Below are 18,443 nucleotides of genomic sequence, written 5' to 3'. Positions count from 1 at the left end.
CAGGCGTTGCCCCACAGCGACTTCACGACGTTCCAGCCGGCGCCGCGGAACTGGGCCTCCAGCTCCTGCACGATCTTGAAGTTGGCGCGGACCGGCCGGGGCGCCCGCCCGGGCCGGTGCGTCCGGGGGGACGGGCGCGCCCGGGGTGGCCGGACCGGTCGGGGCGGACGGGGAGGACGGGGAGGGTGACGCGCCCACCGGGCCCAGGGCCGCGACGTGGGCCGCCACCGCCGCGCGCAGCGGGGCCAGCCGGGCGGCCAGCGAGGGGTGCGCGGCGAGGGCCTCGTCGTACCGGGCCAGCAGTGCCGCGCTCGTCGCGGCCGACCGGCGCCGCAGCGCCGTCTCCGCACGGGCCGCCCGTGCGGCCGCCGACGCGGAGCGCGTACCGCCCGACCCGTCCGACGTGCACGCGCCGAGCGCACCCGCCGCGGCGACCGCACCGGTCGTGATGAGCGCGCGTCTGCGTGTCGTTCCCGTGCGCCCCACGCGTCACTCCTTCAGCCAGGCCAGCCGGACCCGAAGATCATCGCAGGCGAGCGTACCCGCGGCTCGTCGGGAGGTGGACGGCAACACCCCCCGCGACCGGATACCCTTTGATCTGACACGCGACGATCCACACAACAGCACACGCGGCCGAGGAGTCACCCGGATGAGCACCACCCAGAGCGAAAGGCTGCGCGGGCTGCTGGAACCGCTGGTCAGCGCCAAGGACCTGGACCTCGAGGAGATCGAGGTGTCCCGGGCGGGCCGGCGGCGGATGCTGAGGATCATCGTCGACTCGGACGAGGGCGTGGAACTCGACGCCTGTGCCGAGCTGAGCCGCGCCATCTCCGACAAGCTCGACGAGACGGACGCGATGGGCGACGAGGAGTACGTCCTCGAAGTCAGCTCGCCGGGCGCCGACCGCCCGCTGACCGAGCACCGCCACTACGTACGTGCCACCGGCCGCCTCGTGAAGCTTCAGCTCCACGAGGACGGTGAGCTGGTGGCCCGCATCCTCTCCGTGGACGACGAGGGCCTCGATCTCGAGGTGCCGGGCGTGAAGGGGCGCAAGCCCACCGCCCGCCGCGTCGCGTTCCCGGACATCGTGAAGGCGCGCGTGGAGATCGAGTTCAACCGCAAGGACAAGAAGGAAGAGGAGGCGTAGCCGTGGACATCGACGTGAAGCTCCTGAGGGGCTTGGCACAGGAGAAGGAGATTCCCTTCGACCTGCTGGTCGAGGCGATCGAGTCGGCCCTCCTCATCGCCTACCACCGCACCGAGGGAGCCCGCCGCCACGCCCGTGTCGTGCTGGACCGGCAGACCGGTCATGTGACGGTGTGGGCGAAGGAGGACCCGGCCGACCTGGAGGAGGGGCAGGAGCCCAAGGAGTTCGACGACACGCCGTCGGACTTCGGCCGCATCGCGGCGAGCACCGCCCGGCAGGTCATCCAGCAGCGGCTGCGTGACGCCGAGAACGACGTCACCTTCGGCGAGTACGCCCGCCGTGAGGGCGACATCGTCGCCGGCATGGTGCAGCAGGGCAAGGACCCCAAGAACGTCCTGGTGAAGCTGGACGACAAGCTGGAAGCGATCCTGCCGGTGCAGGAGCAGGTGCCGGGCGAGGAGTACACGCACGGCCTGCGGCTGCGTACGTACGTGGTCCGCGTCGCCAAGGGCGTGCGCGGTCCCTCCGTCACCCTTTCGCGGACGCACCCCAATCTGGTGAAGAAGCTGTTCGCGCTGGAGGTCCCGGAGATCGCCGACGGCTCGGTCGAGATCGCGGCGATCGCGCGCGAGGCGGGCCACCGCACCAAGATCGCGGTGCGGTCCACCCGTTCGGGCCTGAACGCCAAGGGCGCCTGCATCGGCCCGATGGGCAGCCGTGTGCGCAATGTCATGGCCGAGCTGCTCGGCGAGAAGATCGACATCGTCGACTGGTCGGACGACCCGGCCGAGATGGTGGCCAACGCGCTGTCCCCGGCCCGGGTCTCCAAGGTGGAGGTCGTCGACCTCGCCGCCCGGTCCGCCCGGGTGACGGTGCCGGACTACCAGCTGTCGCTGGCGATCGGCAAGGAGGGGCAGAACGCCCGCCTCGCCGCCCGTCTGACCGGCTGGCGCATCGACATCCGTCCGGACACCGAGCAGCCCGCCGAGCAGGGCTGATCCGTCCGGGGATCGGTTCGGCACCCGCTTCGGGGAATAGATCTCGCCATGGTCACGTTGTGCGATGGCGAGATCACGACAACAACCGTTCGATTTTTGCCCCAAAGGGGTGAGGTCGCTGCGGGGAGGTAGACTTAACCGTGTCTGGCCGGACGCACGCCCGCGCCTGCCCTGAGCGAACCTGTGTGGGATGCCGGGAGCGAGCGGCCAAGCGCGATCTGCTGCGCATCGTGTTGATCAAGGGCGAGTGCGTCCCCGATCCACGCGGTACGCTGCCCGGCCGGGGTGCTTACGTGCATCCCGCCTCGGTCTGTCTCGACCTGGCGGTTCGCCGCAGGGCGTTCCCGAGGGCCCTCAGGGTCCAGGGGCCGCTCGACATCGCGGACGTCCGCCAGTACGTCGAGCAGTCGGCACCGTAAGTTCGGCACCGTAAGAAGAAGTACGGCACGGAACACCGTGCGGTCAGGTACCTCGCGAGTTGGAAGTAGGTCGAGATTGCGATGAGCACTCGATGAGTACGCGATGAGTACGCCCATGAAGTAGCGACGGTCCGGCGGTAACCCGGACCTAAAAGGAGCGAAGTGGCTAAGGTCCGGGTATACGAACTCGCCAAGGAGTTCGGTGTAGAGAGCAAGGTCGTCATGGCCAAGCTCCAGGAACTCGGTGAATTCGTCCGTTCGGCGTCTTCGACCATCGAAGCGCCGGTTGTACGTAAACTGACTGACGCGCTGCAGGGGCCCGGCGGCAACGCCGGCAAGTCCGCAGCGAAGCCGGGCGCGCCTCGCAAGGCCGCGCCCGCCAAGCCTGCCGCCCCCGCGCCCTCCCCGGCGCAGGCTGGAGGCACCTCCCCGGCCGCCAGGGCCGCGGGGGATCGTCCCGCCGCCCCGAAGCCCGGCGTTCCCGCGCCGAAGCCCGCGGCGGCCGAGAAGCCCGCGGTGGCGGACAAGCCGGCGGCGCCGGCCCCCGGCCCGCGTCCCACCCCGGGTCCGAAGCCCGCGGCGGCGCCCAAGCCGGCGCCCGCCTCGCCGGCCCCGGCGAATCCGGAGTTCACCGCGCCCCCGTCGGCCCCGGCCGCCGGTCCCCGGTCCGGTGCCACGCCCGGTCCCCGTCCCGCCGGCCGCCCGCAGGGCGAGCGCGGTCAGGGCGGCGAGCGCGGCGGCCGTCCCGGTGGCGCCCCGCGTCCCGGTGGCGAGCGTCAGGCCCCCCGTCCGGGTGCCCCGCGTCCCGCGGGTCCGCGTCCGGGCAACAACCCGTTCACCTCTGGTGGCTCCACCGGCATGGCGCGCCCGCAGGCGCCCCGTCCGGGTGGTGCGCCGCGTCCCGGTGGCGCCGGTGCCCCGGGCGGTCCGCGTCCGCAGGGTGCCGGTCAGGGCGGTCCCCGTCCGCAGGCCGGTCCCGGTGGCCCGCGTCCCACTCCCGGCGGCATGCCGCGTCCCCAGGCCCCGCGCCCGGGTGGCGGCCCCGCCGGTAACCGCCCGAACCCGGGCATGATGCCGCAGCGTCCGGCTGCCGGTCCCCGTCCCGGCGGTGGCCCCGGTGGTGGCCGCGGTCCCGGTGGTGGCGGTCGTCCCGGCGGTGCCGGTGGCGGCGGTCGTCCCGGCTTCGCCGGTCGTCCGGCCGGTCCCGGCGGCGGTGGCGGCGGCTTCGCCGGCCGTCCCGGTGGCGGTGGCGGCGGCGGTCGTCCCGGTGGTCCCGGTGGCGGTGGCGGCGGCTTCGGCGGTCGTCCCGGCTTCGGTGGCCGTCCCGGTGGCCCCGGTGGCCGTGGTGGCACGCAGGGTGCGTTCGGCCGTCCCGGCGGTCCGGCGCGTCGTGGCCGTAAGTCGAAGCGGCAGAGGCGCCAGGAGTACGAGGCCATGCAGGCCCCGTCGGTCGGCGGCGTGATGCTGCCTCGCGGCAACGGCGAGACCGTGCGCCTGTCGCGCGGTGCGTCCCTCACCGACTTCGCGGAGAAGATCAACGCCAACCCGGCGTCGCTCGTCGCGGTCATGATGAACCTCGGCGAGATGGTCACCGCCACGCAGTCCGTCTCCGACGAGACGCTTCAGCTGCTCGGCGACGAGATGAACTACCAGGTTCAGATCGTCAGCCCCGAGGAGGAGGACCGCGAGCTGCTCGAGTCCTTCGACCTCGAGTGGGGCGAGGACGAGGGCGGCGAGGAGAACCTCACCTCCCGTCCGCCGGTCGTGACCGTCATGGGTCACGTCGACCACGGTAAGACCCGACTGCTGGACGCGATCCGCAAGACGAACGTCGTCGCGGGCGAGGCCGGCGGTATTACGCAGCACATCGGTGCGTACCAGGTCGCCACCGAGGTCAACGGCGAGGACCGCAAGATCACCTTCATCGACACCCCGGGTCACGAGGCGTTCACCGCCATGCGTGCCCGTGGTGCGAAGTCCACCGACATCGCGATCCTCGTGGTCGCGGCCAATGACGGTGTGATGCCCCAGACGATCGAGGCGCTGAACCACGCCAAGGCGGCCGACGTGCCGATCGTGGTCGCGGTCAACAAGATCGACGTCGAGGGTGCCGACCCGGTCAAGGTGCGCGGTCAGCTGACCGAGTACGGCCTGGTGGCCGAGGAGTACGGCGGCGACACCATGTTCGTCGACATCTCCGCCAAGCAGGGTCTGCACATCGACTCCCTGCTGGAGGCCGTGATCCTGACGGCCGACGCCTCGCTCGACCTCCGGGCCAACCCGGAGCAGGACGCGCAGGGTATTGCCATCGAGGCCCACCTGGACAAGGGCCGCGGCGCCGTCGCGACCGTCCTGGTCCAGCGAGGCACGCTGCGGGTCGGCGACACGATGGTCGCGGGCGACGCCTACGGCCGTGTCCGCGCCATGCTCGACGACAAGGGCGAGAACGTGGAAGAGGCGGGTCCCTCGACCCCGGTCCTCGTCCTCGGTCTCACCAACGTCCCGGGTGCCGGCGACAACTTCCTGGTGGTCGACGAGGACCGTACGGCCCGTCAGATCGCCGAGAAGCGTGCCGCCCGTGAGCGCAACGCCGCGTTCGCCAAGCGTGTGCGCCGCGTCTCCCTCGAGGACCTGGACAAGGTGCTCAAGGCCGGCGAGATCCAGCAGCTCAACCTCATCATCAAGGGTGACGCTTCCGGTTCCGTCGAGGCGCTCGAGTCGTCGCTGCTCCAGCTCGACGTCGGCGAAGAGGTCGACATCCGGGTCCTGCACCGCGGTGTCGGTGCGGTCACGGAGTCGGACATCGACCTGGCGATGGGCTCCGACGCCATCGTCATCGGCTTCAACGTCCGCGCGGCCGGCCGTGCCGCGCAGATGGCGGAGCGCGAGGGCGTCGACGTCCGGTACTACTCGGTGATCTACCAGGCCATCGAGGAGATCGAGGCGGCCCTCAAGGGCATGCTCAAGCCGGAGTACGAAGAGGTCGAGCTCGGCACGGCGGAGATCCGCGAGGTCTTCCGCTCGTCCAAGCTGGGCAACATCGCCGGTGTCCTCATCCGCTCGGGCGAGGTCAAGCGCAACACCAAGGCGCGCCTCATCCGCGACGGCAAGGTCATCGCGGAGAACCTCAACATCGAGGGTCTGCGTCGCTTCAAGGACGACGTCACCGAGATCCGCGAAGGCTTCGAGGGTGGTATCAACCTCGGAAACTTCAACGACATCAAGGTCGACGACGTCATCGCGACGTACGAGATGCGGGAGAAGCCGCGCGGCTGATCCAGCCACGGCAGCCGGGGCCGGTCGGCGGAAGTATTTCCGTCGATCGGCCCCGGCCGTTGCGTGTACGGTTCTTGGTGTCCCTGCCAAGTGGTTGGCGGGGCCCTGAACCCGAACCGGCGGGACATCCGGGCGATCCATGTATGTGGGGACTCTGTCCTTCGACCTGCTCCTCGGCGACGTACGGTCGTTGAAGGAGAAGCGCTCCGTCGTCCGCCCGATCATCGCGGAGCTGCAACGCAAATTCGCGGTGAGCGTGGCGGAGACCGACTCCCAGAACCTCCATCGCCGGGCCCAGATCGGCCTCGCGATGGTGTCGGGGGACGTCGGGCACCTGACGGACGTGCTGGACCGGTGCGAGCGCATGGTCGCGGGCCGGCCCGAGGTGGAGCTGCTGTCGGTACGACGGCGCATGCACACCGATGAAGACTGAACGTGTCGCACTGCGGCACGACGAACGTAGGACGAAAGAGGAGAAGGACCGGTGGCCGACAACGCGCGGGCCCGCAAGCTGGCCGATCGCATCCAGGTCGTGGTCGCGGAGACCCTGGACCGGCGTATCAAGGATCCGCGACTGGGCTTCGTGACCATCACGGACGCCCGGGTCACCGGTGACCTGCGGGAGGCCACGGTCTTCTACACGGTCTACGGCGACGAGGAGGAGCGGACGGCGTCCGCGGCGGCCCTGGAGTCCGCCAAGGGCATCCTGCGCTCCGAGGTGGGCAAGCAGACCGGGGTCCGCTTCACGCCGACCCTGACCTTCGTGCCGGACGCCCTGCCGGACAACGCCCGCACCATCGAGGACCTCCTCCACAAGGCTCGGGCCAAGGACGAGGAGGTGCGCGAGGTGTCGACCGGCAAGACGTACGCCGGCGAGGCCGACCCGTACCGCAAGCCCGAGGACGAGGACGAGGGCGAAGCCTCGGAATGACACAGCACACCAGGACGCCCGACGGGCTTGTCATCGTCGACAAGCCGTCGGGCTTCACTTCGCACGACGTCGTCGCCAAGATGCGCGGGATCGCCAGGACCCGCCGCGTCGGACACGCGGGGACGCTCGACCCGATGGCCACCGGCGTGCTGGTCCTCGGCGTCGAGAAGGCCACCAAGCTGCTCGGTCACCTCGCGCTGACCGAGAAGGAGTACCTGGGCACCATCCGCCTCGGGCAGGACAGCGTCACCGACGACGCGGAGGGCGAGATCACCTCCTCCACCGACGCCTCCGGGGTCACCCGCGAGGCCGTCGACGGGGAGGTGGCCAAGCTGACCGGCGCCATCATGCAGGTGCCGTCCAAGGTCAGCGCCATCAAGATCGACGGCAAGCGGTCGTACGCGCGCGTGCGGGGCGGCGAGGAGTTCGACATCCCGGCCCGCCCGGTGACGGTCTCGTCGTTCCGGGTGTACGACATGCGCGACGCCGTCGCGGAGGACGGGACGCCGGTCGTCGACCTGGTCGTGTCGGTGGTCTGCTCCTCCGGTACGTACATCCGCGCCCTCGCCCGCGACCTGGGTGCCGGGCTCGGCGTCGGCGGGCACCTCACGGCTCTGCGGCGCACCCGTGTCGGCCCGTACAAGCTGGACGCGGCCCGCACCCTGGACCAGCTCCAGGAGGAGCTCACGGTCATGCCGATCGCCGAAGCCGCGGCCGCCGCGTTTCCCCGCTGGGAGGTGGACGAGCGGCGGGCGAAGCTCCTGCTGAACGGCGTACGCCTGGACATGCCGGCCTACGACGAGGCCCCGGTCGCCGTCTTCGGACCGGACGGCCGCTTCCTGGCGCTGGTGGAGGAGAAGAACGGCAGGGCGAAGAGCCTGGCGGTCTTCGGCTGACCCGGCCGGGCCGGGAAGACCGGCCCACCGTGGAGCGGGCGGCGGGCGCCCGGCGCCGGCTGCCCGCTCCACGATCCCCCTCGCAGGGGGTCTATCCGCCCGGAGCCCAGGATTCACCCACTTGGCCAGGCGCTCGGAGTGAACAGCGGGGGCACACGGGGGCGCTTTCGGATCGCGTCCTTCTCCCGGTGATCAACTCCGCCCTACCGTCGAACCATGGAACGCGGGGAACGGGCGACGCTGGTGCGGATCTGTGATCCGGCGGGCCGGGCCCGCGGGGTCGGCTTCGTCGCCGACGACGAGGGCACGGTCGTGACCAGCCACGAAGCGGTGGACGGACTCGTACGGGTGGAGGTGCACGCCCCCGGTGGGCGCACGTGCGCGGCCGAGGCCGAGGCCATCGTCCCGCTGCCCGAGGCCGACCTGGCGCTCGTGCGCACCGAAGGCCTCGGGGTGAGCCCGCTGCCCGTCGCGGGCCGGGGGCGCCTGGAGGCGGGAACCTACGTACGGATCGCCGCGCGAGGCTGGCGCGAGGCACGGGTGCTCGGTACGGCCCGGGTGACCTACACGGCGGCGGACCGGTTCCACCTGCTCGGTGACGTACTGGAGCTCGCCATCGGGACGGAGGGCCGCGAGGCGCTGCGGCTGGGCGGCGAGGCCGCCGGCGGGCCCGTACTGGACGCCGGGACCGGCGCGGTCCTGGGCGTGCTGGGGACGGCGCTGCACGCCGGGCACCGGGCGGCCGGGCTCGCCGTACCGCTCGCGCGGGTGGCCGCATCGGCGCCCGAAGGCCCGCTGGCCGCGCTGCTGCGGCGCAACGCCGCCACCGTCCCGGCGTACGGCGACGACCTCAACCTCGCCGCCGCCCTCCAGCTCACCGCCACGACGGGTGGAACCGTCGGCGGGCCCAGCACCTGCCCCGACCCGGTGGACCGACGCGCCGTCGCGGGGGAGTTGGAAGCGTTCACCGAGTCGGACGCCGTGGTGTGCGCCCTCGTCGGCGACCCCGGCAGCGGCCGCACCACCGAACTGCGCGCCCTCGCCGACCGCCGGGCGCGCGGCGACGCACCCGCCCCCACCCTCTGGCTGCGCGGCGCCGACCTGCACGCGGACGACACGTCCCTGGCCGACGCGGTCGCACGGGCGCTGCGGCAGGCCGGCCGGATCGTGGCCTGCTCCGGCGCCCCGGGCGCCATGGGCACCGCCACTCCGGCGCGGGTGGCACGGCTCGCCCGGGACTGGGGGCGCCCCCTGCTCGTCCTCCTCGACGCCCCGGAGGAGATGCCGCCCGTCCTGGCGCACCGGCTCGCCGAGTGGTCCGCCGGCACGGTGGGCTGGCTCCGCGCGCACCACACCCGGCTCGTCGTCGCCTGCCGGCCCGAGCACTGGGAGCAGGCGGGCGCGCGGTACCCCGCCGGGGCGCTGTACCGGCCCGGGAGGCCCGCCTGGCGGCTGCCGGACGCGCTGCGGATCGGCGACCTGTCCGGGCGGGAGGCGAAGCGGGCCCGGGAACGGTACGGGCTGCCCGGCGACGCCCTCGCGGCGGAGGACGCCCGGCACCCGCTGGCGCTGCGGCTCCTCGCGGAGGTACGGGAGGCACTGCCCGGGGACGTGCCCGGCCGGCCCCGCCGGGAGGAGGTCTTCGCCGCCCACCTGGACCTGATGTGCCTCCGCGTCGCCGTGCGGATCGCCGCCGCGTCCCGGCCCCCACTGCGCGGCGGCGCGGTACGGCGGCTCGCCGCCCGCGTGGCGGGGCGCGTGCACGAGGCGGCACGGCGCTGCCTGGGACCCGGGCAGGGGCAACTGGACCGCGAGGCGTTCGAGGAACTGTTCCCCTGGACCACCGGCTGGGCGGGCGCCGTCCTGACCGAGGGCCTGATCGTCCCGGCCGGCACCGGCTACCGGTTCGCCCACGAAGAGGTCGGTGACTGGCTCCAGGGCGCGCACCTGGACGTGGACGCCGCGCTCGACGCGCTGGTCCACGGGGACGCCTCGGCGGACCTGCCGGTACCCCGGCACCGGATCGGCCCGGTCATCCAGGCGCTGCTGCTGATGGACCGCGTCCAGGGACCGGCCGCCCTGGCCGAGCGGCTGGAGGGCCTGGTCGAGGCCCTGGACGCGGCGCTGGACGAGGCGGACAGGGGCTGCGACGAGAGCGGGGGCGGCGACGAGGCGCACGGGGGTGGCGACGGGGACGAGGCGCACGGAGGTGGCAACGGGGGCGGGGACGCCGCCTGGTGGGGCGCCCGGCTGCTGGGCGAGACCCTGCTCAGGGTGCCGGACGTACGCCCCTACCTGGGCGTGCTGCGGCTGCTCGCCGAGCGCATCGCCGCCGCGTCGGGCGCCGACGGGGCCCGGCACCCGGGCGGCTTCGAGGAGTTCGGGCCCTGGTTCTGGGAGCGGCTCCGGATCGGCGAGGACGACCGCGTCGACCTGCTGCGCCGCCTCGTGCCCGCCGACGGGGCGCCCGGGACACGTGACGCTCCGCGTTACCTCGACGCCGTCGCCGTACGGCTGGCCGTCGATCCCCGCGGCGTGCAGCCCCTGCTGTGCCGCTGGTTCACCGACGAGCGGCCCCTGCCGGCCCAGCCCGGCGCCCAGGTGCGGCCCACCGTCGCCGGGGCCGCGCAGGCCCTGCTGTACGCCCACCGCGACCTGGCCGTCGACGACCTGTGCGAGGCGCTCGTCACCACCGCGCACCCGCGCGCCGACGAGCTGCTCGCCGCTCTCGCCGAGGACGAGCCCGCCGCACTGTGCCGGGCCGTCGACCGCTGGGCCCACGACGACACCCGGCCCGGGCGGCGCGTGGCCGCCGCCGCGTACGCGCAGCTGCTCTCCTCCCACGCCGTCGCCGACGCCGACCGCGAACTCCTCCGGTACGCCGCCCTCGCCCTCCTCGCCCACCCCGGCGACCAGGCCCTGCACGGAGCGGCGCTCGGCATCCTCGTCCGCGACCCGCACAGCCGGGGCCGGTACCTCCGCCGGGTGCTGGCCGCCTTCCGCGCCGGCGCCCCCGGGCTGCCCGTGAGCGCGCTCGTCGCCGCCCTGCACACCCACCCCGAGCCGGTCCTCGCGGCCTTCCGCGCCCGGCTCCTGGACGGCGGGCCGCACGCCGACGCCGTACTGGAAGGGCTCGCCCGGATCCGCACGCCCGCGCTCGCCCGGCGCGCCGCCGAACTGGTCCGCGCGTACGTCCACCACCACCCCGAGGGCGCCGCCCACGCCGCCGCGTACGTCGATCGGCGCCTGGAGCAGGGCCCTGCCGCCCGTGCCGTGCTCTTCCCACTGGTCAGCGGGCTGCTGCGGGGCTGCCCCGTGGAAGTGCGCGGCGCGCTGGCCCCCGTCCTCGCCGCGCCCGGCACGCCCGCGTCGCGGCCGCTGCGCGAGGAGCTCCTCGACGTGCTCCTGGAGTACGAGCGGTACGAGAGCCACGACGGCCGTGACCTCGCCGTGCTCGACGCGCTGCTGCGGGCCGCCGCGCTCGGGTGCGTGCGGCGGCCGGAGGCGCGCACCCGGGAGCTGGTCCACCGCACCGGGCTGCTCCTCGTCCGTACGCCCGAGGGCGCGACCTGCTTCGACCGGCGGCTCGTCGAGCTCGCCCGGCAGGTGCCGGGGTTCGCGGCCCTGGTCGCGGGATGGCTGCGCCAGGCCCCGGCGGACTGGGCGTTCGTGGTCGGGCCCAGCGCCCGCCGGACCGTCGAGAGCCTGGGCGGCTCCCCGGCCGGTCCGGTCCATCCGATGCCGATGCGGGCCGGAAGCCGCGGGCATGGCAGTCTTAGACCTGCGTAAGAGGTCAATGACGTACACGGGTTCGGGCGAGGAGCGGTCACAGTGCAGCGCTGGCGTGGCTTGGAGGACATCCCCCAGGACTGGGGGCGCAGCGTCGTCACCATCGGCTCCTACGACGGGGTGCACCGCGGGCACCAGCTGATCATCGGGCGGGCGGTGGAGCGGGCGCGCGAGCTCGGCGTCCCGTCGGTCGTCGTCACGTTCGACCCGCACCCCTCCGAGGTCGTCCGGCCCGGCAGCCACCCGCCGCTGCTCGCCCCGCACCACCGGCGCGCCGAACTGATGGCCGAGCTCGGCGTCGACGCGGTGCTCGTGCTGCCGTTCACGGCCGAGTTCTCGCAGCTGTCGCCGGCCGACTTCATCGTGAAGGTGCTCGTCGACAAGCTGCACGCGCGCGCCGTCATCGAGGGCCCGAACTTCCGCTTCGGCCACAAGGCGGCGGGGAACGTGGAGTTCCTGCGGGAGATGGGCGCCACGTACGACTACGAGGTCGAGGTCGTCGACCTGTACGTCCGCGGCGAGGCGGGCGGCGGCGAGCCGTTCTCCTCGACCCTGACGCGGCGCCTCGTCGCCGAGGGCGATGTCGAGGGCGCCGCCGAGATCCTGGGCCGCCCGCACCGCGTCGAGGGCGTGGTCGTCCGCGGCGCCCAGCGCGGCCGCGGGCTGGGGTACCCGACCGCGAACGTCGAGACCCTGCCGCACACGGCCATCCCGGCGGACGGCGTCTACGCCGGCTGGCTCACGGCGGCGGGGGAGCGGATGCCCGCCGCGATCTCGGTCGGCACGAACCCGCAGTTCGACGGCACGGAGCGGACGGTCGAGGCGTACGCCATCGACCGGGTCGGCCTCGAGCTGTACGGGCTGCACGTGGCGGTCGACTTCCTGGCGTACGTACGGGGCCAGCAGAAGTTCGAGTCCATCGAAGCGCTGCTGGCAGCGATCGCGGACGACGTCGAGCGCTGCCGCGCCCTCACCTCCGGCCGGTAGGCCCGCCCTCCGGGCGACATCGCCCACCCTGGCGCGGGCGCCGCCCCCAGTCCGTTGTGGGCGTTCGGCCCGGGTGGGGCTCCCCCCCGTTGTGGGCAGTCGTGCCGCAGGGCGGCACGGGTGGGCACAACGGGGCGGGGCGGTGCCGTCGCTGCGGTTCGCCCCGGGGCGGTCCCTGCCGGTGGGTGGGGGCGTGGCCCCTCCGGGCTCACCTCCTCGAGGCCGGCGGCCTCGGGCACGGGAAAGGGAGCCCGCCCCCTGCCGCCGGCCTCTGCGGGGGCGACCCTGCACGGCCCCGCCCGGGTGGGTTGCCGACTGCGGGCCGGGGGTCTCGCCCTGGGGGGTCAGGCGCCGTGTACGTGGCACGCCGCCGCCCGGCCGTGGCCGCGCAGGACCGGGAGGTCACGCGTGCGGCACGCGGAGGCCAGGCCCGCGCGGTCCGCTTCTCCGGACGCCAGGACCTGGCACCGTGCGTGGAACCGGCAGCCCGGCGGGACGCGGGAGGGGTCCGGGGGTTCGCCCGCGAGGACCACCGGGGCGGTGGGGGACTCCGGGAGGACGGAGAGGAGCGCCTGGGTGTACGGGTGGCGCGGCGCCGAGAGGACCTCCTCGACCGTGCCCGTCTCGACGATGCGCCCCAGGTACATCACCGCCACCCGGTCGGCGATGTTCCACGCCAGGCCCAGGTCGTGCGTGACGACCAGCGCGGACAGGCCCAGCTCGTCGCGGAGGCGCAGCAGGAGGGCGAGGATCTCCCCGCGTACCGACGCGTCCAGGGACGCGACCGGCTCGTCCGCGACGATGAGTTCGGGTTCCAGGACCAGGGCGCCCGCGATGACGACCCGCTGCCGCTGGCCGCCCGACAGCTCGTACGGGTAGCGCAGGAAGAAGCGCTCCGGGGGGCGCAGCCCGGCGCGGGAGAGGGCGGAGGCCACGGCGGCGCGTTCGTCGCCGGGGTACCCATGGATGCGGAGGCCCTCGGCGACCGCGTCGTACACGGTGTGCCGGGGGTTGAGCGAGCCGCTCGGGTCCTGGAGCACGAGCTGTACGCGCCGCCGGTAGGCCTTCAAGTCACGGGAGGTGTACGACAGCGGCGCTCCGGCGAAGGTGACCGAGCCGGATGTCGGGCGCACCAGGCCCAGCAGCGAACGCGCCAGGGTCGTCTTGCCGCACCCCGACTCGCCGACGAGCGCGACGATCTCGCCGGCGCCGATGTCGAGGTCGACCCCGTCCACGGCGCGGGCGGGCGGGGCGCCGCGCCGGCCCGGGAAGGTGACGTGCAGGCCGGAGGCCGACAGCAGGGGGTTCATGCGGGGCTCCCGGCCGTCAGGACGCAGGCCGCCCGGTGCCCGGGCGCCGCCTGGGAGAGTGGCGGGTCCTGGGACGCGCACGTGTCCAGCGCGACCGGGCAGCGCGGGTGGAACGTACAGCCGGAGGGGAGCTCGGCCGGGTCCGGCGGGTCGCCGGGCAGGCCGCGCGGGGCGAGCCGCGAGGCCGGGTCGCCGATGCGGGGGAAAGCGGCGGACAGGGCCCGCCCGTAGGGGTGCCGGGCCGCGTCGTACACGGCCCTCGCCGGGCCCTCCTCGACGACCCGCCCCGCGTACATCACCGCCAGCCGGTCACACGTGTCGGCGAGTACGGCCAGGTCGTGGCTGATCATGACCAGACTGATGTCCTGTTCGGTGACCAGGTCGTCCAGCAACCGCAGGATCTGCGCCTGGATCATCACGTCGAGGGCGGTCGTCGGTTCGTCCGCCACGATCAGCCGGGGGTCGCACGCCAGCGCCATGGCGATCATCACGCGCTGCCGCTGCCCGCCGGACAGCTCGTGCGGGTAGGCCTGCGCCCGCGCGGCGGGCAGCCCGACCTGCTCCAGCAGCGTGCCCACCCGCTTGCGGGCCGCGCCCGGGGTGGCCCGGCGGTGGACGAGGAGGGGCTCGGCGATCTGGTCGCCGATCCGGTGCACGGCGTTGAGCGAGTGCATGGCGCCCTGGAACACGATCGACGCGCCCGCCCACCGTACGGCCCGCAGCCGCCCCCACTTCATGGTCAGGACGTCCTCGCCGTCCAGCAGGATCTCGCCGGTCAGCCGGGCGGAGGCGGGCAGCAACCGCAGCAGCGCGAGCGCGAGTGTGGACTTGCCGCACCCCGACTCGCCGGCGATGCCCAGCTTCTGCCCGGCCGCGACCGTCAGGTCGACACCGCGTACGGCGGCGGTGCCGGTGCCGTACGTGACGTGCAGGTCCTTGATGGTGAGGACGCTCAACGGCCTGCTCCCAGCCTCGGGTTGAGTACCGATTCGATGGCCCGCCCGCACAGGGTGAAGGCGAGCGCGACGACCGCGATGGCGATCCCGGGCGGCGCCAGGTACCACCAGTGCCCGGACGAGACCGCGCCCGCCTCGCGCGCGTCCTGGAGCATGCCGCCCCAGGAGACGACCGTCGGGTCGCCCAGCCCCAGGAAGGCCAGCGTGGCCTCGGTGAGGATCGCGGTGGAGATGCACAGCGTGGTCTGCGACAGCACCAGCGGCATGACGTTGGGCAGTACGTGGCGGTTCATGATGTGCCCGTGGCCGCCGCCGAGCGCCTTGGCGCGCTCGATGTACGGGCGGGACTCCACCGCGATCGTCTGGGCGCGGACGAGGCGCGCCGTGGTGGGCCAGCTGGTGATGCCGATGGCCAGGATCACCGTCCACATGCTCCGCGACATCACCGTGGCCAGCACGATCGCCAGCACCAGCGACGGCATCACGAGGAACCAGTCGGTGACGCGCATGACGACCGTGGAGAACCAGCCACCGAAGTGGCCCGCCAGGATGCCCACGAGCGTGCCGATGGCGACGGAGAGCGCCGCCGCGAGCAGCCCGACGGCGAGCGAGACGCGCGCGCCCCAGGCGAGGAGGCCCAGAAGGGAGCGCCCGAACTGATCGGTGCCGAGCGGGAACTGGGCGCTCGGCGACTCCAGTGCCGTACCGGGCGCGTTCGTCACGCTCTGCACGTCACCGCCGACGAGCAGCGGAGCCGCGAGTGCGACGAACGCGATCAGGGCGAGGGCGCCGAGCCCGTACAGCCCCGCCTTCTGCCGGCGGTACTGGCGCCAGAAGCGCGCCACCGACTCACGGCGTCTCGACCATGTCAGTGAGGTCATCGGCCCACCCTGGGGTCGAGCAGCGGGTACAGGAGGTCGGCGAGGAGGTTCATCAGGATCATCGCGCCGGCGAAGACCACGAACAGGCTCTGGACGAGCGGCAGATCGGGCACCGACAGCGCCTGGTAGAACAGTCCGCCGAGGCCGGGCCAGGAGAACACCGTCTCGACCAGGATCGATCCGGCGGCCACGTGCCCCAGGTTGATGAAGATCATCGTGACGGTGGGGAGCAGCGCGTTCGGTACGGCGTGCCGACGGCGTACGGCATCGTCCCGGAGTCCCTTCGCCCGCGCGGTCGTTAGGTAGTCGCCGCCCATCTCGTCGAGCAGCGAGGCGCGCATCACCAGCAGCGTCTGCGCGTATCCGACGGCGACCAGCGTGAGGACGGGCAGCACCATGTGGTGGGCGACGTCGAGGACGTACGCGAAACCCGTCTCGTCCCCGGACTCCATGCCACCCGTGGGGAACATGCCCGGGATCGGGCCGATGCCCACCGAGAAGACGATGATGAGCAGCAGCCCGAGCCAGAACGACGGCACCGACCACAGGGTCAGCGCCACGCCCGTGTTGATGCGGTCGCCGAGGCCGCCGTGGCGCCAGGCGGAACGGGTGCCGAGCCACAGCCCGATCGCCGAGTAGAGGACGACGGCGACGCCGGTGAGGAGGAGGGTCGCGGGGAGCTTGGCCGCGATCAGCTCACCGACCGGCGCCCGGAACTGGTACGACATGCCCAGGTCGCCGGTGAGGGCCTTGGCGCAGTAGTCCGTGAACTGCTGCCACAGCGGCAGGTCGAGGCCGAACTGCCTGCGGAGCGTGGCCATCTGCTCGGCGGACGTCGGCATGCCGTGCGTCATGGCCTTGACCGGGTCGCCGGGGATGATGCGGAAGAGGAAGAAGCTGGTGACCAGCACGGCGAAGAGGGAGACGACCGCGCCGCCCAGCCTGCCCGCCAGGTAGCGCGGATAGGCGCTCGTCGTCGTGCCCGGGCGCCGCGCCACATCGGCGGGCGAGCTGACCGTCGTCATCGGCTACTCACGGTCGTCGGCGGTGGAGCGGCGGCGTACGGCGGCCCAGACGCCCACGGCGAGGAGGACGGCGGCGGCGGGGCCGAGCACCAGCCACAGGCCTGCCGAGGAACCGGAGTCCTCGTTCCCGCTCGCTGCGGCCGGCTCCGCGGACCACCAGCTCCAGTAGCCGTCCTGACCGTAGATGTTGCCGCCGTCGGCGGGCATCGTGGTGATGGACTTGATGTGGTCCGTGCGGTACGCCTCTACCGCGTTGGGGTAGGCCATGACATTCATGAACCCCGTGTCGTACAGCCGCGATTGCAACTGCTTGACCAGATCGGCCCGCTTCGCGGGGTCGTACTCGACCGCCTGCTCGGCGTACAGCTCGTCGTACCGCTTGTCGCAGATGAAGTTGTCCGTCGCCCCGGTGTCCTTGGGGGTGGCGGGGAGCGCGGCGCAGGTGTGGATGGACAGGACGAAGTCGGGGTCGGGATTGACCGACCAGCCGTCGAAGGCGAGGTCGTAGTCGCCCTTGGTCCAGGGGTCCGAGACGTTGTCGAGGCAGTCGACCTTGAGTCCGATGCCGAGCTCGCCCCACCACTCCTGGAGGTACTTGCCGACCGCCTTGTCGTTGGGGTCGGTGGCGTGGCACAGGATCCGGAAGTCGAGCGGCCTGCCGTCCTTGCCGACGCGCTTGCCGCTGCTGTTCTTCTTGTATCCGGCTCGCTGGAGTGTCTGCTCGGCCTTCGCGGGGTCGTAGTCGATCCTCTGGCTGCCCTCCGGCTTCCAGAAGTAGGTGTCGAAGCGTGGCGGGATGTAGCCCTCACCCTCCACGGCGTGGCCCTGGAAGACCTTGTCGACGATCGTCTTGCGGTCGACGGCGTGGAACAGCGCCTTGCGGACCGCCGGGTCGAGCAGCGCCGGGTGGCCGCTGCCGAACTTCTTGCCGTCCTTCGCGCGCGCGCCGGGGTTGGTGGCGAGGGCGAAGAAGCGGCGGCCGGGCGCGTCGTTCACCTTGATGTCCTCGGCCGACTTCAGGGAGGCGGCCTGGGCGGGTGTGAGGTTCGGTACGAAGGACACCTCGCCCTTGCGGAGGGCGGCGACGGCGGCGTCACCGTCCTTGTAGTAGCGCAGCACCAACTCGTCGAACTTCGGCGCCCCGCGCCAGAACTTCTTGTTCGGCCTGAGCTTGACGTATTGGTCGACCTTGTAGTCGGTGATGACGAACGGGCCGTTGCCGACGATCGGGAACTGCTTGTCGTTGTTGAACTTCGAGAAGTCGCCGACCTTCTCCCAGATGTGCCTGGGCACGATCGGGACGTCGAGGGCCGTCATGGTGGCCTGTGGCTTCTTCAGCTTGATGACCAGCGTCCTCGGGTCCGGCGCGGTGACCTTCTCGAAGTTGGCGGTGAAGCTGCCGTTGGCGATGGCGGCGTTCTCGTCCGTCATCATCTTGGTGAACGTCCAGGCGGCGTCCTCGGCGGTCGCCTGCTTGCCGTCCGACCACGTGGAGTCGGAGCGGATCGTGTACGTCCACGTCAGCTTGTCCGGCGACGACTTCCAGGCGGTGGCGAGGCCGGGGATGGTGCGGGCGTCCTTGGCGTCGTAATTGGTCAGGTACTCGTAGGTGAGCCGGTGGATGCTGGTGGAGACCAGCCGCTGGGCGAGGAACGGGCTCAGGGAGTCCACGCTCTGCGAGACGGCGACGGTGAGGACGGTCTTGTCGCCCCCCTCGTCCCCAGCCTGTGCCGGTTGGCCGACGGTGAGTGAGGCGGCGGCGATACCTGAGGCGATGAGCAGGCGGAGGGAGCGGTGTGGAGCCATGGTGACCATGAGGTTGACCTCG

The 18,443-nt window shown here is 72.8% G+C and carries 15 protein-coding genes; 9 read left to right on the top strand and 6 right to left on the bottom strand.

The window, feature by feature from the left end; genetic code table 11:
• A partial coding sequence (locus ABT360_RS25290; protein WP_351820770.1) for a hypothetical protein occupies window positions 1–486 on the bottom strand: 486 nt, incomplete at its 3' end.
• A gap of 163 nt (window positions 487–649) precedes the next feature.
• On the opposite strand from ABT360_RS25290, the gene rimP reads away from it, so the two are divergent.
• The 9 genes from rimP to ABT360_RS25245 all read left to right on the top strand — a co-directional run bounded on the left by rimP (window position 650) and on the right by ABT360_RS25245 (window position 12,443).
• Window positions 650–1,147, top strand: a complete 498-nt coding sequence (gene rimP / locus ABT360_RS25285; RefSeq protein ID WP_351820767.1) for a ribosome maturation factor RimP — start codon at window positions 650–652, stop codon at window positions 1,145–1,147.
• A gap of 2 nt (window positions 1,148–1,149) precedes the next feature.
• Window positions 1,150–2,145 (top strand): transcription termination factor NusA, encoded by a 996-nt coding sequence (gene nusA / locus ABT360_RS25280; RefSeq protein ID WP_351820764.1) that lies wholly within the window; start codon window positions 1,150–1,152, stop codon window positions 2,143–2,145.
• 140 nt (window positions 2,146–2,285) lie between these two features.
• Window positions 2,286–2,564: a YlxR family protein gene (locus ABT360_RS25275; protein WP_351820761.1), complete on the top strand. Its 279-nt coding sequence runs from the start codon at window positions 2,286–2,288 to the stop codon at window positions 2,562–2,564.
• A 162-nt stretch (window positions 2,565–2,726) separates the two neighbouring features.
• On the top strand, window positions 2,727–5,840 hold the full coding sequence (gene infB, locus ABT360_RS25270; RefSeq protein ID WP_351820758.1) for a translation initiation factor IF-2: 3,114 nt from the start codon (window positions 2,727–2,729) through the stop codon (window positions 5,838–5,840).
• 139 nt (window positions 5,841–5,979) lie between these two features.
• Complete coding sequence (locus ABT360_RS25265) at window positions 5,980–6,273, top strand: DUF503 domain-containing protein (protein ID WP_351820755.1); 294 nt, start codon at window positions 5,980–5,982, stop codon at window positions 6,271–6,273.
• A 51-nt stretch (window positions 6,274–6,324) separates the two neighbouring features.
• A complete protein-coding gene (gene rbfA, locus ABT360_RS25260) occupies window positions 6,325–6,771 on the top strand; it encodes a 30S ribosome-binding factor RbfA (protein ID WP_351820752.1) in 447 nt (148 codons plus the stop codon).
• Window positions 6,768–7,667, top strand: coding sequence for a tRNA pseudouridine(55) synthase TruB (truB, locus tag ABT360_RS25255; protein WP_351820749.1), 900 nt, complete (start codon window positions 6,768–6,770; stop codon window positions 7,665–7,667). Before rbfA ends, truB begins: the two co-directional genes overlap by 4 nt.
• A gap of 216 nt (window positions 7,668–7,883) precedes the next feature.
• On the top strand, window positions 7,884–11,456 hold the full coding sequence (locus ABT360_RS25250; RefSeq protein WP_351820746.1) for a trypsin-like peptidase domain-containing protein: 3,573 nt from the start codon (window positions 7,884–7,886) through the stop codon (window positions 11,454–11,456).
• 42 nt (window positions 11,457–11,498) lie between these two features.
• A complete protein-coding gene (locus tag ABT360_RS25245; RefSeq protein WP_351820743.1) occupies window positions 11,499–12,443 on the top strand; it encodes a bifunctional riboflavin kinase/FAD synthetase in 945 nt (314 codons plus the stop codon).
• Between the two features lie 344 nt (window positions 12,444–12,787).
• On the opposite strand, the gene ABT360_RS25240 is transcribed toward ABT360_RS25245, so the two are convergent.
• The 5 genes from ABT360_RS25240 to ABT360_RS25220 are packed head-to-tail and all read right to left on the bottom strand — an operon-like array spanning window position 12,788 to window position 18,430.
• The gene (locus tag ABT360_RS25240) at window positions 12,788–13,753 is read right to left on the bottom strand and encodes an ABC transporter ATP-binding protein (protein WP_351820740.1); all 966 of its coding nucleotides are present in this window, start codon (window positions 13,751–13,753) and stop codon (window positions 12,788–12,790) included.
• Window positions 13,750–14,709: an ABC transporter ATP-binding protein gene (locus ABT360_RS25235; RefSeq protein ID WP_351820737.1), complete on the bottom strand. Its 960-nt coding sequence runs from the start codon at window positions 14,707–14,709 to the stop codon at window positions 13,750–13,752. Before ABT360_RS25235 ends, ABT360_RS25240 begins: the two co-directional genes overlap by 4 nt.
• Window positions 14,706–15,590, bottom strand: coding sequence for an ABC transporter permease (locus ABT360_RS25230; protein ID WP_351820734.1), 885 nt, complete (start codon window positions 15,588–15,590; stop codon window positions 14,706–14,708). The genes ABT360_RS25235 and ABT360_RS25230 overlap by 4 nt, the downstream gene beginning before the upstream one ends.
• Window positions 15,587–16,615: an ABC transporter permease gene (locus tag ABT360_RS25225; protein WP_351820731.1), complete on the bottom strand. Its 1,029-nt coding sequence runs from the start codon at window positions 16,613–16,615 to the stop codon at window positions 15,587–15,589. Before ABT360_RS25225 ends, ABT360_RS25230 begins: the two co-directional genes overlap by 4 nt.
• Window positions 16,616–16,618: 3 nt before the next feature.
• The gene (locus tag ABT360_RS25220) at window positions 16,619–18,430 is read right to left on the bottom strand and encodes an ABC transporter substrate-binding protein (RefSeq protein WP_351820728.1); all 1,812 of its coding nucleotides are present in this window, start codon (window positions 18,428–18,430) and stop codon (window positions 16,619–16,621) included.
• Between the last annotated feature and the right edge of the window lie 13 nt (window positions 18,431–18,443).

It is taken from the genome of Streptomyces sp. NPDC000229 (genome assembly GCF_040300825.1).
Classification (GTDB): Bacteria; Actinomycetota; Actinomycetes; order Streptomycetales; family Streptomycetaceae; genus Streptomyces.
This window is presented reverse-complemented; position numbering and strand designations above follow the sequence as displayed.